Raw genomic sequence first — 23604 nt, forward strand, 5'->3', positions numbered from 1 at the left:
GTGATGCGTATTTTATATTTTATAGTGATATTTTTTGTTGCTAATGATGGAGTGGCTAATAGTAAGTTTCAGGAGTATTTAAACAACAAAAATAATAAATTTGAACAATTTCAAATACAAAAAAATACCGAGTTTGAGGCTTATCGACAGCAAAAATTAGATGAGTTTGATCAATACCGTCAGCAAATAATGCAAGATTGGGTAGTACCAGATCAAACGTCTATTGAAGAAGAGGTTATTTACACTGAGGACCTTCAAACTAGAATTAAGATAAATGCCGTTACTAGAACTGTTAAGATTGAACACCTTACTGACGAGAAAGTCGAACCTAATGCGGTATATCAAAGTTTATCAAACGATCCCAACACAAAGTTAATAATCGATAATCTTGATATGGCCTCTGAAAATAGCGGAGCACGTCTCCTGACTACAGATTCTGTGGATTTAGTGGAACAGCCTACAGAAGCGGAAGCGAAGCGTGTGGTTAATAAACAAATAATCGCTCATAAAGAACAGTCCTTAGCGCAAGTTGGTATTGAAAACTCACAATCAGATAAAGCCAGTATTATAGAAACTACCAATACACGGTCAATTAAGGCTGAACAGCAATTTGAACAAAATAAGTTAAACAATCCAAGCTATAAAAATATTCAAGAACAAGTTATTCAATTACCAGACAAATTCGAATATTTTCAAGTACAAAAATATATTCCTTTCTATATAGAACAATCAACTGCTACAGATATAAATTTATCCTTGTTATTAGCTATTTCTCAAGCGGAATCTTCATTTATATCTGATGCCGAATCACATATTCCCGCATTTGGTTTAATGCAAATTGTGCCTCATACAGCAGGGTTAGATGTGGCTAATAAAGTACTCTATGAGTCACAGCCCACGCGTGAAATACTGATTGAACCCGAGAAAAATATCATTTATGGAGCAAGTTATTTACAACTTCTAACCACTCAATATTTATCGGGTATCGAACATCCACTTAGCCGTCAATATTGTATCACTGCAGCTTATAATACGGGGGCAGGAAATGTCGCTAAGGTGTTTAATAGCGACAGAAGTATGAAGTTAGTACCTGCAGTACAGAAAATAAATCTATTAGCCCCACAAGAAGTGTATCAAACACTAATTAATGAATTGCCTTACTCTGAGACACAAAAATACTTGATTAAAGTCAGTAAATTAGTGACTCGATACCAAGTGCAAACTCAACAATGGAACCTTTCAAATAAGGATATTAATGATGAATAAATTTATATTTATAATCGGACTAATTACGTTCTTGTGTGCCTGTAACAGTACGGCTCAAACAGAATCGATGCCTTTAGATTCCAACGACTCAATCCCTAGTTGGGTGTTGATGCCCACCAGTGAAACTGGGTTAGCGTCATCAAGTTGTGTGCTATGGGGAGGCAATATGTCAGCGGCTAGAGGCCAAGCAATAGCCAATGCAAGAGCTGATTTAGCAACGCAGATTCAAATTCGAGCTAAAGTAATGGATCAAACTAAGAATAGCCAAATCCAGCAAGGGCTGGAGGTGCAAACTCAATCTTCTTTCTATGGAGTCAGTAATCAAGTCGCTGAACAAAGTTTGACTGGAGCAAAAACAAAAGAAATTGCTTTTGCGCGACTTGATAATCAAAAGCAGCTTTGTGCACTGGTTGAAATGGAAAACACGGAGGCACTATTTGAAAAACTGTTAACAGCAGCAGGTGCTACAATAGACCCAAGTTCGAGAGAAGCAATGTATATTGACTTTAGAACGACTGAAATAACTAAAGAGTTACAAATGCAATTAGATTCAATGAATTAATTTGATACTTTAATTGTGATTTAGATTAATATTTTAAGATTTTTCACTAGTGGATTGAGAACTTTTAGCTAAACTCTAGGTCATATTGAATGAGAGCTAGCTGACACCAGTTAGCTCATTTTTACTTATTTTAGTTGCTTATTTTAGTATTTATTTTAGTTACTTATTTCAGCTCGTTACTGTTATGAATAAAAGGTTTTTACTTGTCACTTTCCACGTTTAGACAATTTGCTAAATTAATGGTCGCCGTTATGTTGCTGCAATTTATCAGCACTAACTTAGGTGAGCATCAATTACATCTTGGTGAAAGTGAAAATGAGCAAGTAAACCATTCACACCTCGTTTTTTCAGCGCCTGCTGATAGCTGTGATAAGGGCGATGATTTAGCCCACTTATTTAATACTCACTCAAACATTGAACGCCACGAACACATAGTATCTTCTGATACTCAGAGCTATGAATTGTGTTTAGATTGTCAGTGCCATGGTGGCTATAGTGCAACGATTGATGTCGTTGCTCATTTACTGCCTGCGGCCATTATTTCTGAGTCGCCCCATACCTTTATTCAAGCTTATATTCCACCTGACGCTCGCCTAAGTTACCGCCCTCCCATTGCGTAATCAGTTAACTCTATAACTGATTAACTCTGCAAATTTTAAAACTTGTTTGGCTTTTTTGCCGATGATATTGCTGTGCATGCTTGCGCATTAATACTTTCAGTTGTGCTTGGCACTAATTAGTGCTCGGGCATTAGCTAGCGAACAGTATTGAATTGCGTTTAGTGCAAGCGGCTCATCGCCATAAATATTGCTTATACAGAATCCACAAGTTTTGCTTGTTAATCATCACTTAATTTTACTGTTTTGACCTTTGTCGAAACGAGAATAAATGATGAAAAAATCGATTTTTTCCTCAGCGCTGATTGTACATTTCTGTGCAATGACTTCCTCTGCTAAAGCGGCTAGTGACCGAGTTTCTATTGGTCCAGTTTCTATTGTTCAAATACCTAATGGTCAAATGCTTAGCGATCAAACTTCTAGCGTTCAAAGGTCCAGTAGTTGCGGGATTTTATTCAACATTACTTTCAAAATTAAGCTCCAAAAATTAAGTGGATGCGAAGCAATTCCCCCAATCATTTTTCAATAAAAGTATTCCGTCGTTATTCGCAATATTGCAGTGGTTGTAACAGCAACATTGCCTGCGGGTAGCAACTCGAAAGGTAACACTATGAAGACTCAACTTTTAACACTAACTCAAATTAGACTAGCGATTATTTCTTTAGCTCTAATGACATCGTTAGCTGTAGCAAACACGGCGTGGGCTGCTCAGGCTGATGCAGCGGAGCATGGACATGCCCACAATGAAATAGAAACAAATTCCCAGACCGATTCAGTGGTCGATAAGCCTAGTTCTAGTTATAAACCTGGCAGTAAAAGAAGCGAACGACTTAGCAAAGAACTTAATAAAGGAATTAACAAAGAACCTAACAAAGAACTTATTACAGAACCCAATGAACGACCCAATGAACAACATAGCGACGCTTTAGTATTAACAGCGCAGCAGCAACAGCTCGCAGGTATCGAAGTCGTCAATTTATCCAGCAGCACATTCAATTTAGATGATGTAGCCACAGCCACATTAATCGTTGATCGCGATCGCACCATGACACTAGCTCCACAACTCGATGTCAGAGTATTAAAGCGACATGTGGTGCCGGGTCAATTAGTGAAACAAGGGCAAGTGTTATTGACCTTAGGTGGCGCGGCAGTGGCGCAAGCGCAAGCCGATTATATTAACGCTGCAGCTGAATGGGACAGGATTAAGCGTATGAGCCAAAACACGGTGAGTGAAAGCCAACGTTTAGAGGCGCAAGTACAAGCAGAGCTCACCCGCGCGAATCTTGAAGCGCTAAAAATGACTCGCGCGCAAATTAACGCTTTAGTTAACCAGCCAGAATCCATTGGCCGTTATCAATTATTAGCACCAATTAATGGCCGTGTGCAGCAGGATATTGCCATGTTAGGTCAGGTATCCGCTGGTGGAACACCGTTAATGCAGCTTACCGATGAATCACACTTGTGGGTTCAGGCTCAGTTGTCAGCGCACCAAGCGGAGGGGATTAGTAGAGGCGATAAAGCCTTAGTTAAAGTCGATGGTTTATCTATTGAGGGCACTATTATTGGCCGCTCACATGAACTTGATTTGGTTACCCGAACTGAACAAGTGCTCGTAAGCATTGATAACAGCAAATATAGATTACATGCAGGTCAATTTGCTGAGTTGTACTTACCAAGTGCATTGAGCGGTGGAGTGATATTACCTGATGCCGCTTTAACACGAGGATCTGATGGGCATTGGCAGGTGTTTATACAAGATGCTGATGGTTTTGAAGCGATGGAAGTTGAGGTAGTTGAAAGCCAACGTGGGATGAATATGGTAACGGGGATTGCTGCCAACAGTAGAGTGGTGGTGAGTGGCGCTTTTCTTTTAGCTTCTGAACTTGCGAAAGCAGGTTTTGATATCCATAACCACTAGGGGCCACTAATGCTACAGAAATTAATTGAAGCAGCGGTGAAAAACCAATTGCTAGTGGGCTTGGCATTGATATTTATTGTTGCCGCCAGCGTATTCATGCTGCCCAAATTAAACTTGGATGCATTTCCTGATGTAACCAATGTGCAAGTGACAGTGAATACTGAAGCCGAGGGGCTCGCTGCTGAAGAAGTTGAAAAACTGATCAGTTACCCGGTGGAATCGGCTATGTACGCCTTACCTGAAGTCACTGAGGTAAGGTCATTATCTCGCACTGGATTGTCGATAGTCACAGTGGTTTTTGCTGAAGGCACCGATATTTATTTTGCTCGTCAGCAGGTGTTTGAGCAGTTACAAGCGGCTAAAGAAATGATCCCAGATGGCGTTGGTGTACCTGAGATTGGCCCCAATACTTCTGGGTTAGGGCAAGTTTATCAGTATATTTTACGGGCAACCCCAGCGTCAGGCGTTGATGCTGCAGAGCTTCGTAGTATTAATGATTACTTAGTGAAGCTGATTTTAATGCCAGTAGAAGGGGTGACAGAGGTGTTGTCATTTGGTGGTGATGTTCGCCAATACCAAGTGCAAGTCGACCCGAATAAATTATTAAGCTACGGCCTATCTATGCCCCTAGTCACCGAGGCGCTCGAAAGCAATAACCGTAATGCGGGTGGTTGGTTTATGCCCCAAGGTCAAGAGCAGCTGGTTGTACGTGGTTATGGTTTATTGCCATCGGGTCAGGCGGGCTTAAAGGCGATAGGGCAAATTCCATTAACAGAGGTCGCGGGGACGCCAGTTCGTGTTACTGATATCGCCAAGGTGGAATATGGCCGTGAAATCCGTGTAGGGGCGGTTACTTTTACCCGTAAAGAGCAAAATCCAGTAAATGGCAAAACCGAAGTCAATGCTATGGGCGAAGTCGTTGCTGGCGTAGTACTTAAACGCATGGGCGCGAATACCAAAGCCACCATTGATGACATTTCAAAGCGCGTTAGTTTTATTGAACAAGCACTGCCAAAAGGCGTCTCATTTGAGGTGTTTTATGATCAATCCGATTTAGTTACGCAAGCGGTTACCACTGTGATTGATGCACTGTTAATGGCTTTTGTGTTTATCGTGATTATTCTGGCTTTATTCTTGGTGAACTTACGTGCCACTTTATTAGTGCTGCTATCCATTCCGATATCGATTGGGTTAGCGTTAATGATCATGTCTTACTTTGGATTGTCGGCTAACTTAATGTCGCTTGGTGGCCTAGCGGTAGCTATTGGCATGTTGGTTGATGGCTCAGTAGTGATGGTTGAGAATATTTTTAAACAATTAACTCAAGAGGAAAACAGCTCAGATCCAATAGCGGCTAAAGTTATGCGAGCGGCTAAAGAAGTGTGCAGTCCTATCTTCTTTGCTACCGCAATTATTATCGTAGTGTTCGCGCCACTATTTACCCTAGAAGGGGTTGAAGGCAAGTTATTTCAGCCAATGGCGGTAAGTATTATTTTAGCGATGATATCTGCATTGTTAGTTGCGCTGATTGCTGTTCCTGCAATGGCAGTCTACTTGTTTAATCGCGGTGTCACTCTCAAGCAAAGCCCAATCTTGACGCCAATTGAGAAAGGGTATCGGCAGTTGCTTTTGGCGGTAATGCATAAACCTGCAACTGTGATGGGAACTGCTGCTACATTATTTATCGCTAGTATGCTGTTAGTGCCAAAACTTGGCACTGAGTTTGTTCCTGAACTTGAAGAGGGCACTATTAACTTGCGGGTGACGCTTGCACCAACTGCGAGTTTGGCGACATCGTTAGATATAGCGCCGAAAATAGAGTCAATATTGATGGCATTCCCAGAGGTAGAATATGCCTTAAGTCGTATTGGCGCACCTGAACTTGGCGGCGACCCAGAGCCTGTGAGTAACATTGAAATCTATATTGGCCTAAAACCTGTTGAGCAGTGGCAAAGTGCTGATAACCGATATGAATTACAGCATTTAATGGAAGATAAACTCAGTGTGTTTCCTGGTTTGCTGTTTACCTTTTCACAACCCATTGCCACCAGAGTTGATGAACTGTTATCAGGGGTGAAAGCCCAATTAGCGATTAAAGTTTTTGGGCCTGATCTTGATATATTGTCTGAAAAGGGACAGCAACTCACAGAGCTTGTTAGTGGGATTGAAGGCGCGGTAGATGTGTCGCTTGAGCAAGTCAGCGGTGAGGCTCAATTGGTCGTTAGGCCATTAAGAGAGCAATTGGCGCGTTACGGTATCAGTGTCGATCAAGTGATGAGCTTAGTGAGTCAAGGTATTGGTGGCGTGAGTGCAGGACAGGTCATTGACGGTAATGCCCGCTACGATATCAATGTGCGTTTAGCTGAAACTTACCGCAGCTCACCTGATGCACTTAGAGATTTGATATTACGTGGTGTCAATGGCGCGCAAGTTCGTTTAGGCGATGTAGCGCAAGTAGGCGTAGAAATGGCGCCACCTAATATTCGCCGTGATGATGTGCAGCGCCGCGTTGTAGTACAAGCCAACGTTTCAGGGCGTGATATGGGCTCGGTGGTGAATGACATTTATGCCATAGTGCCAAAGGCAGAGTTACCAGCAGGTTACACTGTGGTGGTTGGTGGTCAATACGAGAACCAACAACGTGCGCAGCAAAAGCTGATGTTAGTGGTGCCAGTATCCATAGTATTAATTGCCTTGTTGTTATATTTCTCGTTCGGTTCAATCAAACAGGTTGGCTTAATTATGGCGAATGTACCACTGGCGCTAATTGGCGGGGTGGTTGCCTTATATAGTACAGGCACCTATTTGTCCGTGCCGAGTTCTATCGGCTTTATCACCTTATTTGGGGTAGCGGTGTTAAATGGCGTGGTGCTGGTGGACGCGATTAATCAGCGACGTTTACATGTTAGAAATATGGAAGGTGATGAGAGCTTATTTGAGAGTGTCTATGAAGGCACGGTGGGCCGATTGCGGCCAGTGCTAATGACCGCGCTCACATCTGCGCTAGGGTTAATTCCCATTTTAATTTCATCAGGTGCCGGCAGCGAAATCCAACAACCGTTAGCCGTGGTGATCATCGGTGGCTTGTTTAGCTCAACTGCGCTGACCTTACTGGTTTTACCGACCATGTATTTGTTGTTGTATAGAAATGAAATACCAAAAGGGAATAATGTTCGATAGGGTAAAGAGACAAGTTAGCTCAATTAGTTATCTTTGTGGTTAATGGCAATATGGGCATTATCATTTAAAAATGATAATGCCTTTTTAATTTCTTAACTCCTTTTTCTCAACTCCTTTTTCTTAATTCCTTCTTCTTAATGCCGAACAGGCTGACTTCACGGTCTTATTTTCTTGCTAGACTCTATAAAGATAAAGCTTAATTTGTTTATGTTTTTCATCATCTGAAGTGTAAAAGGGTGCTGCACATGTCATATTTGTTCAAAGTATTTCTGCCGAAAAACACACTACTTATTGGCACCATTCTAATCTCTATATCTATTCCTGCAGTTTTCGCTCAACAGATGAAATGGAGTCAATTTGATACTCCATCTTTAGGTAAGGTTGCAGCGATTGGTTCTTATGCCAATGGCTGTCTAGCAGGGGCAAAGGCATTACCCTTGATAGGTGAAGGTTATCAGGTGATACGCACAGAGCGTCATCGCTATTATGGTCACCCTCAATTAGTGGCCTTTATTACTAATTTTGCTAAACAGACCCAAGCAGCAGGGATGAATGATATTTTGATTGGTGATATCTCGATGGCTCGCGGTGGTAATTTTGAATCGGGTCATTCAAGTCACCAAGTTGGGCTTGATGCAGATATTTGGTTTCGCCAAGCTGAGCAGACATTGACAAGAGATGCCAGAGAAACCCCTCAGAAGTTAGATCTTGTTGATAAGTCGGCATTTAACGTTAGTCAAGATTGGCAAGCTCATCACGGCACTATGATCAGGTTAGCAGCTGAGTCTAGCGAGGTTGCGCGGATTTTTGTTAATCCAGCAATCAAACAGCAACTGTGCAATATGGACTGGCAAGATGACAGTTGGCTGACTAAAGTGCGCCCTTGGTGGGGACACTCTCTTCATATGCATGTGCGTTTGGCTTGCCCTGAAAATGATGCATTATGTCAAAACCAAAAAGCGCCACCAACGGGCACAGGTTGTGATGAGCTTGATTGGTGGCGCAAACAAATATTGGCGTCAAATGAAGCGAGTAAGCAACCTAAATACAAGTCCAAATCCAAACAAAAGTCTAAGCCGAAATCAAAAACCGTTAAGGTAAAACCTGAACAATGCCAAACACTTTATCAAGCTGAATAAGCCTTCATGTCGTTAATGAGATTTCATTGAGATTGAGCCGCTCAATAATGCATTCCTTACATGTCATCAGTTCAGCTGAATGAGAACGGGTGTATAAAATGATCTTGTTGCTTTATCAAAGTTAATTTAAGCCATAAAAACATGTTGCCGATACTGTTTTATTTTTAGTGTTTCATAAAAAGCTCTCATTCTTTGTTGACTATCTCGGTCTAGATAATACTAAACTCTTACGACTATTCTACACCTTGACTTTGCCTACCTCATAAGTGATTATCGATGGCTAATTAAATCGTAACTGTTAACAAAAAGTTATTAATAAACAAAGGTTTTTAATCATATCCTAATATTAGGACGTGATTGAAATTAAGGGGAAGGCTATGTTTCATCGTGCATTAGTTTTAGCGATATTATTAATATTGCCATCTGCGGTTCAAGCAGAAAACTATTCAATAGGTACTGGTGGCCAAAGTGGTATTTACTACCCATTTGGTGGTGCGTTAGCGAAAGTGTGGTCTGATAAAGTCCCAGAGGTTAATGTGAAAGCAGAGGTGACAGCCGCTTCTGTTGAAAATACCATTAAAGTGGTTCGCGGCGATATGATTGCTGGGATCGCGATGGGCAATGTTGTGCTTGATGCTTATAAAGGTGAAGGTAAGTTCAGAAGTGCTATGCCTGTGAATACCTTATTTGCACTATATCCAAATTTAGTTCACGCAATCAGTCTTGAAAAGTCTGGTATTACTTCACTAGCCGACCTTAAAGGTAAGCGTATTTCTTTAGGCGCTCCTGCCAGTGGTACAGCGGTGACCTCTGCTGCATTACTTGAGTCTATTGGTATTGATGTGAAAAAAGACATCACAGCGGTGTACCTAAACTATTCAGAAACGACCAATGCATTAGCCAATGGCCAAATTGATGCTGGCTTTATTGTTGGCGGGCAAGGTGTTGGCGCGGTTACTCAAGTGGCGTTAACTCATAAAGTGAGCATTATTCCTGTATCGGCAGATGAAAGTGCCTCTTTCATTGATAAAAATCCTGCTTACAGTAATTACACCATTCCTGCTGATGTATACAACAATGTAGGCGCAGTGCCGACATTAAGTGTGTGGAACGTGATTGTAGTTAGCGCCAAAATGAGCGATGAAATGGCGTTTAATTTAACTAAAGCAGCTTTTGAGAACATGTCAGAAGTGCAAAAAGTGGTTAAGGTTGCAGAAGCGACAACACCTGAAAATGCTGAACGACTACAAGGTGTACCATTACATCCTGGTGCGCAAAAGTATTTAGATAGCATTAAGTAAACTAACTTAGTTTTCTAGGTCGTTATAACACCTTTAGGTGAACGTGAAAAAGACAAAGGCAACGTAATGTTGCCTTTGTATATTTAGGTCATTGATTGTGGCTTAACTCAATCATTGGCAAAGAGGAAAAACTATGACCCAAGAACAGGGCAAAAAAGCCGAGCAGTATGTGAGTGGGGATAATGAGCAACAGGTCGATATTGACGCAGGTGTTGCCAGCGCTCTTCCTTATGAAAGAACCGTTAAAATTATTGGCTACACTACGCTAGTTATCGCAGTACTCTTATCATCATTTCAAATCTGGCAAGGTATTACCTCAACTATATCAGCAACCTATTTTCGCCCCGTTCATTTGTGTTGGGTGTTGATTCTGATTTTTTTACATTATCCATTAGTTAAAAATCGTCGTAAAAAAGGCTATATGCTTGGCAGGGTATTCGATCTTGCGTTGTGTGGCGTGACCGTGTTTGCCGGTTATCGGATGTCGATTTTTGACTATAACGATATTGACCATTTGCTTTATGGTTTAGGTACAGCCGACTTAGTCGCAGGTAGTGCATTATTACTCTTATTATTAGAAGGTTGTCGACGTACCGTTGGTTGGGTGATGGTGCTGATTGCTGGCGTATTTTTAGCTTATAGTGGCTTTGGTGATCTCTTGCCTGGAGCAATGGCGACTAAGGCGTATTCACTACAAGAGTTGATTCAATTCCAAATCTATTCTGCTAATGGTGTCTTCGGTTCTGCTTTGGGTATTGCGGCGACAACCGTGTTTATTTTTGTACTGTTCGGTGCATTTTTAGAGGTCACTGGCGCAGGTAAATTCTTTATTGATTTAGCTTTTTCGATTGCAGGTAAATATCGCGGCGGCCCTGCAAAAGCGGCTGTATTGGCATCTGCTGGATTAGGTTCAATTTCAGGTTCGGCAATTGCAAACACAGTAACCACTGGCGCAGTGACGATTCCAATGATGAAAAAACTGGGTTATACGCCTGAGCAGTCTGCTGGGATTGAAGCCTCGGCTTCAACAGGTGGTCAAATTATGCCGCCGATTATGGGCGCAGGTGCGTTTGTGATGGCGCAATTTACTGGTGTGCCTTACAGTGAGATCATGTTGGCATCCATTGCGCCTGCCATTTTGTATTTCTTCTGTACCTTACTTTATGTGCATTTAATGGCGTGCAAGTTGAACCTAAAAGCGGCAAGTCGCACTGAGGCCGTCATTGAGGTAATGAAACACGGCGCTCATCACCTTATTCCGCTCGCTATCATCACGTCATTATTGATGATGGCATACTCACCATTGCTAGTCGGGGTTGCAGGCTGCGCGGCAATTTTAGTGACAGCAGCACTGCGTAAACACAGCCGAATAGGTCTTAAAAAGTTTATCGAAGGCATGAAAAATGGCGCGTTATTAGCGCTACCAATTTCAGTTGCCTGTGGCGCCGCTGGCATCATTGTTGGTGTAGTAGGGCAAACCGGTATTGGGCTGCAGTTTACTCAATTTGTAATGGACTTTTCGGGCGGTTACATGCTGGTGGCGCTTGGGTTAATTAGCATAGTGGCATTAGTGTTAGGCATGGGATTACCTGTGACTGCAGCATATATTGTGCTGGCAGTAATGGCAGTGCCAATGTTGGGTGACTTTGGTTTGCCATTATTAACAGCGCACTTAATTGTGTTCTGGTTATCGCAAACTTCAAATGTAACCCCACCGATTGCGCTGGCTGCATTTGCGGGAGCTGGGGTGGCAAATGCCAACCCAATGAAGTCATCTGTTGAGGCATTTAAGCTAGCAGGTGGCTTGTTCATAATCCCAATTATGATGGCCTATACCGATTTGCTTAATCCTGATGCAGGCATGATGGCATTTACCTTCGCGATTATTCAGACCGCTAGCATTATCGTGGCTATTGCGATATCGATTGAAGGTTACCTTTTACGTCCGCTTTCAACGGTTGAACGACTGGTTGCAATCGCCACTGTCCCTTGGGTGTTGTTTAATCCATTTGGCACAGGCGTTATTGGTGTGGCGGTGGTGCTGGGATTATTGGCCGTACAATGGAAAACGCAAGATAAAGCAGCGATTTAGTAGGGCTTGTTAACAAAAAATAGGTTTAGCTTGAACGGCTAAACCTATTTTTTATCTACATGAAACCACATCGGTGGCTAACAACCTGAAATATCAACCGTTAACGTATAAGTGGTATCTGAACCATTGGTGCCAGTTGGTTCAATATAACGAACATGACAGTTTATCGTTTCATCATCTAAATCATAACCATAGCGAACATTAGACGAACCAACTTCAACATTAGGTGTACAGGTTCCACTACCAAAACAGAAATCAATTTCAGAGCCTATTTCCAACATTTGTGGTAAACCGCCACCCGCATTTTCACCAAATGCTTCTGGATAGCCAAGCTTCATCTCAATCACTTCACCATTGTAATCAATTACACTGCGGTCGTCTTTTTCAACGCCATCAATGGCTGCCCGTGAGTAGGCTAAATCCAGTGATGATTGTATTGCCGCTTTAACACCTTGAACGGTAGATATTTTGGCATCACTTTGTAGGTTGATGAACTTTGGCGCCGCAACGACTGCTAAAATACCAAGAATTATAATCACCACCACTAACTCAATCAGGGTAAAGCCTTTGCCAGTTGTGCGTTGTGTGAGTGACTTATTTGTATTGAATAACATTCCTTGTCCTTGATGTGAATGATGCTGTGAACTTCTCATTTGGGGAAATGAACCAAGTCTGTTCGTTTCTGAAAAATGACAGTTGAAGTATCAGTTTATATTTTGAATATTGTAAGCTGTTAATATTAATAGTACTAATATTAACAATTGCTAATATTATGGTAAAGCACAAATAAGCTTAAGTAAAATATTGACTAAATGAATAATATCACCATCAATATGGCATCACTTACGTGGTTTCTTTCGTTTTTTAAATCGGTACTAATCGATTAAATCTGTTATCTACAGGTTTCTTTTGGTGATGAACGTTGATTGATACCGTAAATCTAAAGGTGATTAGTTTTGTTATTTAACTTAATCATTTATAACTTCATCTTAAAGAGCCTGTTTCGACAGTCATAATATTGTCATTTTCAGTCAATATAGACTGTCTATTTTAGGTCAGATGTAGGTCTATTTTTAAGTTTTTCACCTGAGTTTTAGTTTATTTTTCCTCCAGTCGCCCCCTCTAAAGTTGTACCAAACGTTACCTCAGTAAAATAATTGTTAATAATGTGACAATAAAAAACAAGCTGTATCAAGTTGTAAGTCATTGTCTCTATTCGATTTTAATATTTACTTCATGTTAATGAAATGTTGTTGTCATTTTTACGCAGTCTTTTTGTCATTTTTGAGGGTTAGTTTGTCGTCCAGCCGAATTACTTAACACGCTTAAATCCGTCCTCGGAGATGACAATGGAACTGAAAAACATTTTTAAACTTAATGCTGTATCTGCAGCACTTTCTGCAACTTTGTTACTTGCTGGTTGTGGTGGTGACATTAATATTGATACAGGTTCAGACGGTGAAACGCCAACTAACCCAGGTCCTACAACTCCTGACATTTCAGAACAGGAAGCTGCTTACGGTGGTTTTGCTGAGAAGAGTGCAACTATTGCAGCAATCGACGGTAAAGAAGTTTGGGTATTGTCAGGCACATTAGCACCTTCTACTGCTGCATCGACAGTGAATGTTGGCGGCCAAGATGGTGACAATATTATTCTTGGTAACGATGTTGTTTGGATGCTAGATGGCGCTGTTATCGCTGGTAGCGATAAAGCCGATTCAGTTGAATTATCTATCATGCCAGGCACTAAAATTGTGGGTGGCAGTGAGTCTTACCTAGTGATTAGTCGTGACTCTAAAATCATGGCAGAAGGTTCAGAAGATGAACCTATCGTATTTACATCACTTGAATCTGCATTGGGTCAAGAAGGTCAAGCGGGTCAATGGGGCGGCTTAGTTGTTTTAGGTAACGCACCAGTTAACTCATGCCCTGATTTAACCAGTTGTGATGCTGCATTTGAAGTAGGAAGTCACAGCTACGGTGGTGATGACACTGAAGATAATTCAGGTGTTATCCAATATGTTCGCGTTGAGTTCGGTGGTTTTAAAATCAACGATACACAAGAAATGAACGGTATCAGCTTTGCAGCAGTCGGTGCGGGCACAACTGTTGACCATATCCAAATTCATAAAAATAACGATGATGGTGTTGAGTTCTGGGGCGGTAACGTATCGCTTTCTCACGTTGTGTTAACTGAAAACTTTGATGATTCTTTAGACTGGACAAACGGTTGGCAAGGTAGCGCGCAACACGTATATATCCGTCAAGAAGATAACGGTTCTAACCGTGGTATTGAAGCTGACAGTAACAGCAGCGCAGACGCAGAACCTCAATCTCGTCCAACTTTAGCTAACTTTACTATTCAAGTGGCTAATGGCACTAACAGTGGCGGCGATGATGCTGAAGGTATCTTATTCCGTAAAGGCACTGCAGTAGACGCTTACAACATGCTGGTTAAAGGTGATGTGGCATCTGGCGAGTGTTTAGAAGTGAATGATGACAACACAGTTATTACTGCAGAAGCTGGCAACTTAAACATGCAAAACAGCTTAATCGACTGTGTTGAGCCGTTTAAAAATGCAAAACCAGATGCTGATGAAGGTCGCGAACTTGCACTTGACGTTGAGCAATGGTTCCTTGAACAAGAAGGTAACCTAGCGGGTGCATCTGACCTAACTGGTTACATGCCTAACTCATCTTCAGTGGCATTAACTGGCGGTGCAGCAGATTTAGCTAACATGGATGACCGTTTAATGGATGCTGAGTATATCGGTGCATTCGACGGTACAACTGATTGGACTACGGGCTGGACAACTGCGATTCATGAAGACGCAGCGCCAGCGCCAACTGAATTACCAGTATTAACATCTTGCCCAGTTGGCACAACTGCAGAAGATGTGGTTGCAGGCCTTTATAAAGATGACAGCGTGACTTTAGTCTGTTCAATCGAAGGTAACATCACCACGAATACAACACTGCTTGCTGGTCAAAACGTGATGTATAAAGTGGATGGCGGTGCAGTGGTTGTTGGCGGTGATAAAACTGACTCAGCGACATTAGCCATTCAAGCTGGTACTCAGTTATTTGCAACAGATAACAGCTACATCGCGATTAGCCGTGGCTCAAAAATCATGGCTCAAGGTAGTGCTGAACATCCAATCGTGATGACTTCGCAGCAAGATGTGATTGCGGGTGCAGAAGGTGAGCGTGGCCAATGGGGTGGTTTAGTACTTCTTGGTAACGGCGAAACCAATACTTGTCCTGATAAAGATGCATGTGATGCTTCATTCGAAGTGGGCGACTTCCCATACGGCGGTAACGACAATGCTGATAACAGCGGTCAAATCAGCTATGTGGTAGTTAAGTATGCTGGCTTTAAAGTGAACGATACTCAAGAAATGAACGGTATCTCATTTGCGGCAGTAGGTAGCGGTACGCAAGTTGACCATATCCAAGTTCACGCTAATGGCGATGACGGTGTTGAGTTCTGGGGCGGTGCAGTCAACCTTAAATATGTTTACTTAACTGACAACTTCGATGACAGCTTAGATTGGACTAATGGCTGGCAGGGTAAAGCACAATATGTGTATATCACTCATGAAGATGGTCAAGCAAACCGTGGTTTTGAAGGTGATAGCCATAAAGGAACTGACGATACACCAGTGTCTAATCCAACTATCTCTAACGTGACCATCCTTCCAGGTACTGACATTGAAAATGCCAGTGGCGACAAAGGTGAAGGGATTATCCTTCGTGTTGCTACAGCAGCGTCAATCCACAACCTATTGATTCAAGGTCGTAAAGGTTCAACTTCGGAGACTGAATCAGGTGAGTGTCTAGAGCTAGACGGTACGTATGCAGGTCTTGTTGACAATGTTAATGATGGTTCATTAATGATTTCTCACTCAGTAATCGATTGTAACGAGCCATTTAAATACAGCTCAGATAATGATGCGACAACTGATGCGGTTGATACCGAAGCGTGGTTCCTAGCGCAAACAGGTAACTCTGCACAAGAAGTCACATTAACAGATGGCATGCCAGCAGGTACTGACACTGTGTTACTGGGTACTGGTCTTGATATGAGCACGACTGATACTTTCTTCGAATCAACTGATTATATCGGTGCATTCGATGGCCAGACTGACTGGCGTGAAGGTTGGGCATTTATCAAGTAAATCTGCCCTGATAATGCCAGCAAGCAGTGCTTGCTGGCATTAATTAAAACCCTTATCTCAGGGTTTTAGTAAGTGATATTGAGTCAATAAGACAATACTTTCTGCCTCGTCTGTGTAAGCCATGTAAATAGAGTTTCCCAAGACGAAGGCGCAACCTGAACTGTGTACAGGATTGAATAACGCTATGAAAACCAAGCCGAGTTTTATCGCTAACAAGCTAAGTCTAGCTGTTGTCACTGCCATTTCTGCAGCCTCTCTTTTTACAACGCTACCAGCTTACTCGGAAGAAACGCCTGCGGTTGATCCAGGTGAAGATTTCCCAATTGAAGTGATTGCTGTAACGGGTCGCTTGCGCACTTCTGCTTCAGCAGCAGTTGAAGAACGTCGTGAACAACCAACGGTTGTTGACATCATGGGTGCAGACCAAATTTCTCGTACCGGTGACAGTGACGCTGCCGCAGCGCTGCGCCGTGTGACCGGTTTGACACTAAAAGATGGCAAGTTTATTTACGTACGTGGTTTGGGAGAACGCTATTCAAGTACTTCTTTAAATGGTGCTGTTGTGCCATCACCAGACCCAACTCGTAACGTGGTGCCGCTGGATATGTTCCCAGCCTCTATTATTGAGTCACTATCAGTACAAAAAGCCAGTACAGCCAGTACGCCAGCAGCATTTGGTGGTGGTCATGTTGATATTCGCACTAAATCCATACCTGCAGACTTCTTTTTTAAAGTGTCTTTGGGTGGCCGTTACAACACCAACGATTCTGATGACACTTTCACTTATAACGGTGGTGGTGATGATTGGATGGGCCAAGATGACGGCACTCGTTCAATGCCTAACAGCATTAATGATGTCAATAATATGTATGGCGGGATCAGCCCAATTGATATCGTGACTGGTTCAAACGGTACCATTGATTTTGCCGAGGCGCAGGAAATTAACCGTGGGTTAGCCAGTGATATGTATCGTGATATGACGGTATTTACTGAAAGCACTGACCCAGGTATTCGCGGTAACATCGCTATTGGCGATCGCTGGGATATTACTGATGACATTATTTTTGGCGCAATGTCGGCAGTTTCTTATAAGAAACAAGCTGAAAACTACACCAAAACGGAAGTGGAATTAGCCGGTGATGCTGACAACGTGCAAATCGAAAACTCAAAAGATGTTATGGGTACTGATTCGATTGTGCAAATGTCTGGCATGCTCAATTTAGGTTTAGAAATTGGTTACGACCATAAAATTCAAACCTTCTCGACTTACCTGCGCGACACTTCAGATGATGTATCTGTGGCAATTGAAGAAACCATCGATACAATTTCAGAGCCTAATGCTCTGCAAGTTTACGATGTGGCATATGAAGAACGTAATCTGATTAGTAACCAAATTCAGGGTAACCATTTCTTTGAGTATCTATGGGACTTAGAAGCTAATTGGATGTATTCAAACGCAAGCTCTAAGCGTTATGCACCTAATGAGCTTTCGTACACTTATAACGTATTGTTTGATGATGCTAATAACATGACAAGCCGTAACTTGAATACTCAAGATGCGCCTAAATATGTTTATAGCCGCCTTGATGATAATACCGAAAATTACAAGTTCGATTTAACCCTACCGTTTGAATTTGGCATGAACGTGCTAAAAATTAGTGGTGGTTACGAATACTTTGAGCGCACCCGTGAAAGCTATGCAACACGTTTAGGTTTTGATGTTGGCTTAAGTCCAACCGATCCTAATGGCGACATCCTATCGACTGATTTTGATAATATTTTCTCTGATGACAATATTGCCAATGACACCCTTGATTTAGAACTTAAAGATGCTTCAACAGACACTGAAGATTACATTGCCGCAGAAATGATTGATGCAGGGTTTGTTAACCTTGATATCGACTTTGATGACGTATGGCGCTTTGTTGCGGGTGTTCGCTATGAAGATTTCCGCCGAGTGACATTACCACTAACGCCTGATGGCGAAATCTCAGATGAAGGTGGTCGTTATGACATGGAAGACTATGCTATCGCTGAAGATGGCTGGTTCCCATCAATGTCGTTAACCTGGAAATCATCTGATGTGAGTCAGTGGCGATTTGGTGCAAGTAAAACATTGGTGCGCCCTGACTTACGTGAAGTTGCGCCAGTACGTTTCCAAGACCCTATTACTGGTTTTGATTTCTTCGGTAACCCAGAGCTTGAAAGCTCTGATATTTACAACTTGGATTTACGTTGGGAATACTACTCAGAAGATGGCGCAAACTTAAGTGTTGGCGGTTTCTACAAAGACGTCGATGCCCCGATTGAAGCGATTCAACGTATTTCTGAAGCTGGTCGTCAGCTCAAGTTTTACAATGCTGAATCAGGCGTTATTTATGGTATCGAAACCGAGTTTTTACATGACCTTGGCTTTATCGGCACAGAAGGCGGATTCTGGGAAGACTTCTTTGTCGCGGGTAACTTAACCTTAAGTGATTCAGAAATTGAAATCTTAGCGAATGGTGAGATTGACCCAACTAATAATAAACGCCGTATGACAGGTCACTCTGAGTGGGTTGCCAACATGCAGTTTAGCTATGATTCAGCCAATGAATCACATAGTGCGACACTGGTATACAACGTGTTTGGTGAACGTATTGCTTATGGCGGACGCGGCGGGTTAGATGATGTTTATGAGCAACCTTTTCATAGTTTAGATTTCACATACAGCTACCTGCCAACAGAAAGCTTTGGGGTGAAATTTAAAGTGAAGAATATCCTAGGCGAAACTACCGAATACGATCAGCAAGACGTGGTGGTATACGCAAAAGAGCCAGGAACAGAATTCACTCTGCAATTCGATTACCAATACTAAAAATAGTAACAGGGTTATCTGTCACTGCACTGCGGGTATATGGTAACCCTTTGGTTTTCTTGAGTGTAACAAGGTACTGATTTTTAGCATTATTACTTCATCCTTTTAATGCTAAAAATCCAGTATGTAGTGTGATTTAGAGTAGGAAGTCTGGAACACTTCTTTGCAATTAATCACACGCTTCTTTATTGATAAGACGTTATTTAAGACAGGCGTTTTTAAACGAAGAAGTGATAAGTAAAAATAGCAAGATCAGTGTTCAATTTAGCGATATTACTTCATCCTTTTATTGCTAAAAAATAACACTAGGCCACTTTCTTCTGGAACAAGAAAGTGGCCGTTTTTGTTTCTGACGCTTAGCCATTTATGCTAATCGCTACAAAACATTTGAACGAAGACTAGGTCAGCTAATTTAAAGCTTCTGGAACAAGAAAGTGGCCGTTTTTGTTTCTGACGCTTAGCCATTTATGCTAATCAATACAAAACATTTGAACGAAAACTAGGGCCGCTAATTTAAAGCTTCTGGAACAAGAAAGTGGCCGTTTTTGTTTTTAAAACATAAAAAAGTGACCTACTTTAATATTAAAAGTAGGCCACTTATATTTGGAGGTGATATTTAAATGGGGATTATTAAATACTTAACGATCGATAAATTATAAAAGCTAGTCGCTATTTACTTTTTAAAGATTGCTTCATTTGTTCCGTAAGGACCTAAGTTTAGATCGCGCTTACGGATTTCATCTACGCGGTCAAAGGCTTCTTCTGCAACGCGAAGGTTTTTCACATCACGGCGCCAGTAGTATTTAAACCCGTTGAAATTAGCATTGTTTGGATACCAGTACATTACGCCAAGACCTTTATCTTCAAGGATTGGTGTGTTGTGGATAGCATTGCCTGGGATATAGAAATATTGGCCTTTTTCCAATGGCTGGAATTTGTTTTCTGCTAACGTTTTACTGCCACCGTTTACCACGTAATAACACTCAGGTTGGCCGTGGAAATGAGGCTCATGATCTGACTTGCCACCGTTAGTAATACCGATAACCACTGGTGAATCAGCCAAGTCTTTCCAGATGTATCCTACTGGAGAGTTAGCAACTTCACAGTTTTTAGCTTCAAGTACGTTGCCTTCATTATCCAGTGTTTTACAGAAACGCTGATCTTTAGCGATGCTGTCATTGGCTTGGATAGTGTTGAAATCAATCTTGCCAGCTTCCCAATCAGCGATATATGCTTCAACTTCAGGGTTACTACACTGCACTGGCATAGTGTTTTGAGGAGCATGAACACTGCTGTCAAATGGTACTGGTGTTGTTTGTTGGTAAGGAAGTTGTGCATGGTTACATTGTGGGCCTTGCGCAACAGCAGCTGTTGATGCAAGCGCAGCAATACCAAAAATCATTTTAAGTTTCATTGTTTATCCTAGTTGGAACTGTGAGATATTAATCTTTACTTTTGCTATGACTTAACTATAAATTCATCTTGGTAACATAAAGGTGAAATAGATCACGCAGGTATCGCAACGACAATTTTATTCGTGACTAGTATCGCTAATCTTAAGTAATTGAGAATATGTTCAAATATTCATTTGATTTATTGTTGTTGGTCAATTTTTATAAGTTTAATTGGTTTATAAATACGTACAATTATACGAAATAGGTTTTTAACCCTGCAATTTGAAATTAAATTCCACATTTATTACCTAAATGAATATTGCATACTGAGCTGGGCGTATTGTGATTGTCCAGTGTCTACTAATTCATTACTGTAACTCGGCGATTTATCGTTAATGGCGTATTGCCCCACTTCAAAACCAACAGAGAGCTCAGGAGTAAGATTGGTAAATATATTCGCGCCAAAATGATTTCGACGAGTGCGCTCAATTTCTGTCGTTGTATGGCCTATAAAAACGGTACTTCGGAGTCTGTGAGTCCAGAAATGGCGATAAGCCATCATAGCTGACAGCGTGGTTTCTAATTCACCATCAATAATATCTTTTGCGGCATCAGTCCCTACATAACGCCCTAAATGACCATAATGTAGTTGTAGACGAAGGTCATCTTTGCCGAAGGTTCTAAACTTTCCAGCCACTGAAATACCTTTACTTAATTGCTGGGTATCAACAGGATCGAGATAACGAATAATGCCTGATGCTGATATGTTGCCCCAATCGCCTTTTTTGTTATAGCGTACGATGAGATCAGGTACATAGTCGTTGCGGGTATCAATCCACTCTTGTTGGCTTGAGTCGTTACTTTCAGTGACTGCATCGGTACCGTAGGTATAAGGGTTTTCAAGTGCAAATTGCCAATCGTTATGGGTGTAACGAATTAAAGCTTGTCTCACCATAGCCTGACCAACCAATGGCCCGCCTAAATCTGCTGTTTCAGCAAAGGCTGAAGTATTGACTAACGTTGACCAAGTCTGCCCTGCCATAACATCTTGATATTCGATAAAAGCATGCCGTAGACGGGGGCTGTATGAATTTGAAATAACTGGGTTACCTTGAGAGGAACCGACAAAATCCATTTCAATAAAACCTTTTACCTCCTCGGAAAATATAGCAAGATTTAATCGTGATTCTTGAGCACTAAATTGTGTCCGTTTAGTGGGCTCAGAAATTGAACCTCCACCAGTCCATAAGTCTTGAAATTCGACATCACCACTCACATAGCGAGCGTTCATTTTAATGAACCCACCGAGTTCGACATCCATGGCATGTGAAGAATGAGCAACTACCGCCATACAGGCCAGTAGAGGCAGTTTAACTGAAGGTGTTTTCATAGTTGGAGTGATTACTGCTTAGTGGTTTATGACATTGGTTTTAGTTGATAAAGACAATGTTTGATTGATAAAGTGAGCAATAAAACAGACAGAAACGAGAGAGTCAGTTCCTGCCTGTTTGAGAGTAATGAATTAACCGTTGGTAACGGTTTTGATTACGACTTCATTAGAAGTAGTAACCAAAGTTTATGTTAATACGTTTGTCCCAATCATTACCAAACTCAGGTAAACCTACGTGGTCATTATTAGCGGTAGAAAACGTCATGTTCTTACCCAAAATAAAGTCAATCATAGTGTAAGTTGCACCAGCAGAAATCGCACAACCTGTGACGTTTTGCATGCTGTTGTCATAACTGTCATCAGCAACATCTGGGGTCATTAAACCGAAATCGTTGTAACATTTTACGCTACCGAAATCTGTGGCGAAGGTTTTAGCGATGTTAGCGCTATAGGCCTGGCCTTTAGAAGCGATTTCATATTGCCAACTCACCACTGCAATACCGATTTTATTGTCGTCAGCAGAGTCAGCCGCGTCATATTCGTATTGCATCGCTTGCAGTTGCAAGTTCCAGCCTTTGTAAGTGCTATCTAAATGCAACGCTACAGCATAACGGTCGCCCATATTACCTGTATCACTGTTATAGATTTGACCATATTGAGCAGAACCACCAAACGTTGTAGAGCCACCTTCATACTCAGAGGTATAGGTTTGTCTAAAGTTAAACCCATTGGTTTCTTCGTTATGATATTCAGTGCCATTGATTTCACCACTGAATAATGACGCTGAATAACGCTTGTTTTCAGTTGCACTGTAAACAGGATTTTTGTAGAACGCGAAATCAGTGTTCCAGCCATTATTGTCGTAAGAGGCTTTAATGCCCACATCGTGATTATCTTCAAAACCTAAGTAGTAAGGTAAACCAAACCACCAACTGTTAGAGATAAACTCAGGGTTACCAAAGGGCACTTTATTAATACCGACTTGTAGCTGCCAATTCGGATCAATATCATAATAGCCGTAACCATATTTGATGTAATTGGTGTTTGCGGTAAAGCGGTACTCAGCAGCTAAGCCCCAGTCATCTTTTTTACCATCAAACTTAATGGCAGCCATATCGAAATCAAGCTCACCTAATTTATCTTTATTAGATTCGTCGTAATCTCTATACGCATAATTGACGCGCACTGCGCCCCCGATGTTAATACCATCTTCTTGTTCTTCAGCCATTACTGGCGCAGAAGACATAGCAATCGCTGTGGCCACCATCGACAACATAAACTTGGCGGTTTTCTTCATTCTCGTTCCCTATAAAATCATTGTTGTTTTATTGTTGTGTTACATTTCATGGAACCAAGTACGGTGACAGTCAGCACAGGTAGGAGCTTTTTTTGTATGCTCGCTATGACAGGCTAAACAGCTTGCGCCTTGGTTATAATGCAAAGACTTGTGTGGGTGTGCTTCTGGTACTGCTAAAATTGATTCATCAATTTCAATTGTTTCAACAGTGCCATGACATGCCACACAGGCCTCATCTGTGGTATTCGCTCTTGGTGAACCTTGATGGCAAGCATTACAGCCATCTTGATAAAGCATCTCGTGGTTCACCCTGCCTTGCGTTTTTCCTTTGACGGTATATAGCTCACCCGCATTAGCGGTGGCTAAAAACGCAGTAGATAAAAAAGCGACTAGTAATAATTTTTTCATGGTGG

At 41.7% G+C, this 23604-nt stretch carries 16 protein-coding genes; 11 read left to right on the forward strand and 5 right to left on the reverse strand.

The window, feature by feature from the left end:
• The first annotated feature begins 3 nt into the window (after positions 1 to 3).
• From Q4600_RS06430 to Q4600_RS06470, 9 genes are all read left to right on the forward strand, one after another.
• A complete protein-coding gene (locus tag Q4600_RS06430; RefSeq protein ID WP_102528468.1) occupies positions 4 to 1266 on the forward strand; it encodes a transglycosylase SLT domain-containing protein in 1263 nt (420 codons plus the stop codon).
• On the forward strand, positions 1259 to 1828 hold the full coding sequence (locus Q4600_RS06435) for an LPP20 family lipoprotein (RefSeq protein ID WP_241906428.1): 570 nt from the start codon (positions 1259 to 1261) through the stop codon (positions 1826 to 1828). The genes Q4600_RS06430 and Q4600_RS06435 overlap by 8 nt, the downstream gene beginning before the upstream one ends.
• 203 nt (positions 1829 to 2031) lie before the next feature.
• Complete coding sequence (locus Q4600_RS06440) at positions 2032 to 2448, forward strand: hypothetical protein (RefSeq protein WP_102528470.1); 417 nt, start codon at positions 2032 to 2034, stop codon at positions 2446 to 2448.
• Between the two features lie 268 nt (positions 2449 to 2716).
• Entirely contained in the window at positions 2717 to 2974 is a 258-nt protein-coding gene (locus Q4600_RS06445) for a hypothetical protein (RefSeq protein WP_303524365.1), read from the forward strand.
• An 81-nt stretch (positions 2975 to 3055) separates the two neighbouring features.
• A complete protein-coding gene (locus tag Q4600_RS06450) occupies positions 3056 to 4363 on the forward strand; it encodes an efflux RND transporter periplasmic adaptor subunit (RefSeq protein ID WP_303513913.1) in 1308 nt (435 codons plus the stop codon).
• Between the two features lie 9 nt (positions 4364 to 4372).
• Positions 4373 to 7543, forward strand: coding sequence for an efflux RND transporter permease subunit (locus Q4600_RS06455; protein WP_303513914.1), 3171 nt, complete (start codon positions 4373 to 4375; stop codon positions 7541 to 7543).
• 245 nt (positions 7544 to 7788) lie between these two features.
• Positions 7789 to 8682 (forward strand): penicillin-insensitive murein endopeptidase, encoded by an 894-nt coding sequence (gene mepA, locus Q4600_RS06460; protein WP_303513915.1) that lies wholly within the window; start codon positions 7789 to 7791, stop codon positions 8680 to 8682.
• A gap of 377 nt (positions 8683 to 9059) precedes the next feature.
• On the forward strand, positions 9060 to 9983 hold the full coding sequence (locus Q4600_RS06465) for a TAXI family TRAP transporter solute-binding subunit (protein WP_248956167.1): 924 nt from the start codon (positions 9060 to 9062) through the stop codon (positions 9981 to 9983).
• Positions 9984 to 10116: 133 nt separating this feature from the next.
• Positions 10117 to 12075 (forward strand): TRAP transporter fused permease subunit, encoded by a 1959-nt coding sequence (locus Q4600_RS06470; protein WP_303513917.1) that lies wholly within the window; start codon positions 10117 to 10119, stop codon positions 12073 to 12075.
• 77 nt (positions 12076 to 12152) lie between these two features.
• Here the strand turns inward: Q4600_RS06470 and Q4600_RS06475 are convergent, their stop codons facing one another.
• Complete coding sequence (locus Q4600_RS06475; protein ID WP_102528476.1) at positions 12153 to 12689, reverse strand: prepilin-type N-terminal cleavage/methylation domain-containing protein; 537 nt, start codon at positions 12687 to 12689, stop codon at positions 12153 to 12155.
• A gap of 735 nt (positions 12690 to 13424) precedes the next feature.
• Between Q4600_RS06475 and Q4600_RS06480 the strand changes: the two genes are divergently transcribed.
• Entirely contained in the window at positions 13425 to 16253 is a 2829-nt protein-coding gene (locus Q4600_RS06480) for a hypothetical protein (protein WP_303513920.1), read from the forward strand.
• A 184-nt stretch (positions 16254 to 16437) separates the two neighbouring features.
• Positions 16438 to 19110 carry a TonB-dependent receptor gene (locus tag Q4600_RS06485; RefSeq protein ID WP_229372539.1) on the forward strand — a complete coding sequence of 891 codons (2673 nt, stop codon included), beginning with the start codon at positions 16438 to 16440 and terminating at the stop codon, positions 19108 to 19110.
• Positions 19111 to 19783: 673 nt separating this feature from the next.
• Here Q4600_RS06485 and Q4600_RS06490 read toward each other — a convergent pair.
• From Q4600_RS06490 to Q4600_RS06505, 4 genes are all read right to left on the reverse strand, one after another.
• A complete protein-coding gene (locus Q4600_RS06490; RefSeq protein WP_102528479.1) occupies positions 19784 to 20524 on the reverse strand; it encodes a cupin domain-containing protein in 741 nt (246 codons plus the stop codon).
• A 284-nt stretch (positions 20525 to 20808) separates the two neighbouring features.
• Complete coding sequence (locus Q4600_RS06495) at positions 20809 to 21894, reverse strand: hypothetical protein (RefSeq protein WP_102528480.1); 1086 nt, start codon at positions 21892 to 21894, stop codon at positions 20809 to 20811.
• A 166-nt stretch (positions 21895 to 22060) separates the two neighbouring features.
• Positions 22061 to 23191, reverse strand: coding sequence for a hypothetical protein (locus Q4600_RS06500; protein WP_102528481.1), 1131 nt, complete (start codon positions 23189 to 23191; stop codon positions 22061 to 22063).
• A 39-nt stretch (positions 23192 to 23230) separates the two neighbouring features.
• Complete coding sequence (locus Q4600_RS06505; protein ID WP_102528482.1) at positions 23231 to 23599, reverse strand: cytochrome c3 family protein; 369 nt, start codon at positions 23597 to 23599, stop codon at positions 23231 to 23233.
• Positions 23600 to 23604: the final 5 nt, after the last annotated feature.

Origin of the sequence: Shewanella sp. 2_MG-2023, from assembly GCF_030548905.1 — a bacterium.
Lineage (GTDB): Bacteria > Pseudomonadota > Gammaproteobacteria > Enterobacterales > Shewanellaceae > Shewanella > Shewanella electrodiphila.

Excerpts from the sequence above, each read along its gene's own strand:
- Q4600_RS06455 (WP_303513914.1), top strand. The coding sequence starts at position 4,373 with ATGCTACAGAAATTAATTGAAGCAGCGGTGAAAAACCAATTGCTAGTG.
- Q4600_RS06495 (WP_102528480.1), bottom strand. The coding sequence starts at position 21,894 with ATGAAAACACCTTCAGTTAAACTGCCTCTACTGGCCTGTATGGCGGTA.
- Q4600_RS06435 (WP_241906428.1), top strand. The coding sequence starts at position 1,259 with ATGAATAAATTTATATTTATAATCGGACTAATTACGTTCTTGTGTGCC.
- Q4600_RS06475 (WP_102528476.1), bottom strand. The coding sequence starts at position 12,689 with ATGTTATTCAATACAAATAAGTCACTCACACAACGCACAACTGGCAAA.
- Q4600_RS06470 (WP_303513917.1), top strand. The coding sequence starts at position 10,117 with ATGACCCAAGAACAGGGCAAAAAAGCCGAGCAGTATGTGAGTGGGGAT.
- Q4600_RS06505 (WP_102528482.1), bottom strand. The coding sequence starts at position 23,599 with ATGAAAAAATTATTACTAGTCGCTTTTTTATCTACTGCGTTTTTAGCC.
- Q4600_RS06500 (WP_102528481.1), bottom strand. The coding sequence starts at position 23,191 with ATGAAGAAAACCGCCAAGTTTATGTTGTCGATGGTGGCCACAGCGATT.
- Q4600_RS06490 (WP_102528479.1), bottom strand. The coding sequence starts at position 20,524 with ATGAAACTTAAAATGATTTTTGGTATTGCTGCGCTTGCATCAACAGCT.
- Q4600_RS06465 (WP_248956167.1), top strand. The coding sequence starts at position 9,060 with ATGTTTCATCGTGCATTAGTTTTAGCGATATTATTAATATTGCCATCT.
- Q4600_RS06445 (WP_303524365.1), top strand. The coding sequence starts at position 2,717 with ATGATGAAAAAATCGATTTTTTCCTCAGCGCTGATTGTACATTTCTGT.
- Q4600_RS06450 (WP_303513913.1), top strand. The coding sequence starts at position 3,056 with ATGAAGACTCAACTTTTAACACTAACTCAAATTAGACTAGCGATTATT.
- Q4600_RS06430 (WP_102528468.1), top strand. The coding sequence starts at position 4 with ATGCGTATTTTATATTTTATAGTGATATTTTTTGTTGCTAATGATGGA.
- mepA (WP_303513915.1), top strand. The coding sequence starts at position 7,789 with ATGTCATATTTGTTCAAAGTATTTCTGCCGAAAAACACACTACTTATT.
- Q4600_RS06480 (WP_303513920.1), top strand. The coding sequence starts at position 13,425 with ATGGAACTGAAAAACATTTTTAAACTTAATGCTGTATCTGCAGCACTT.
- Q4600_RS06485 (WP_229372539.1), top strand. The coding sequence starts at position 16,438 with ATGAAAACCAAGCCGAGTTTTATCGCTAACAAGCTAAGTCTAGCTGTT.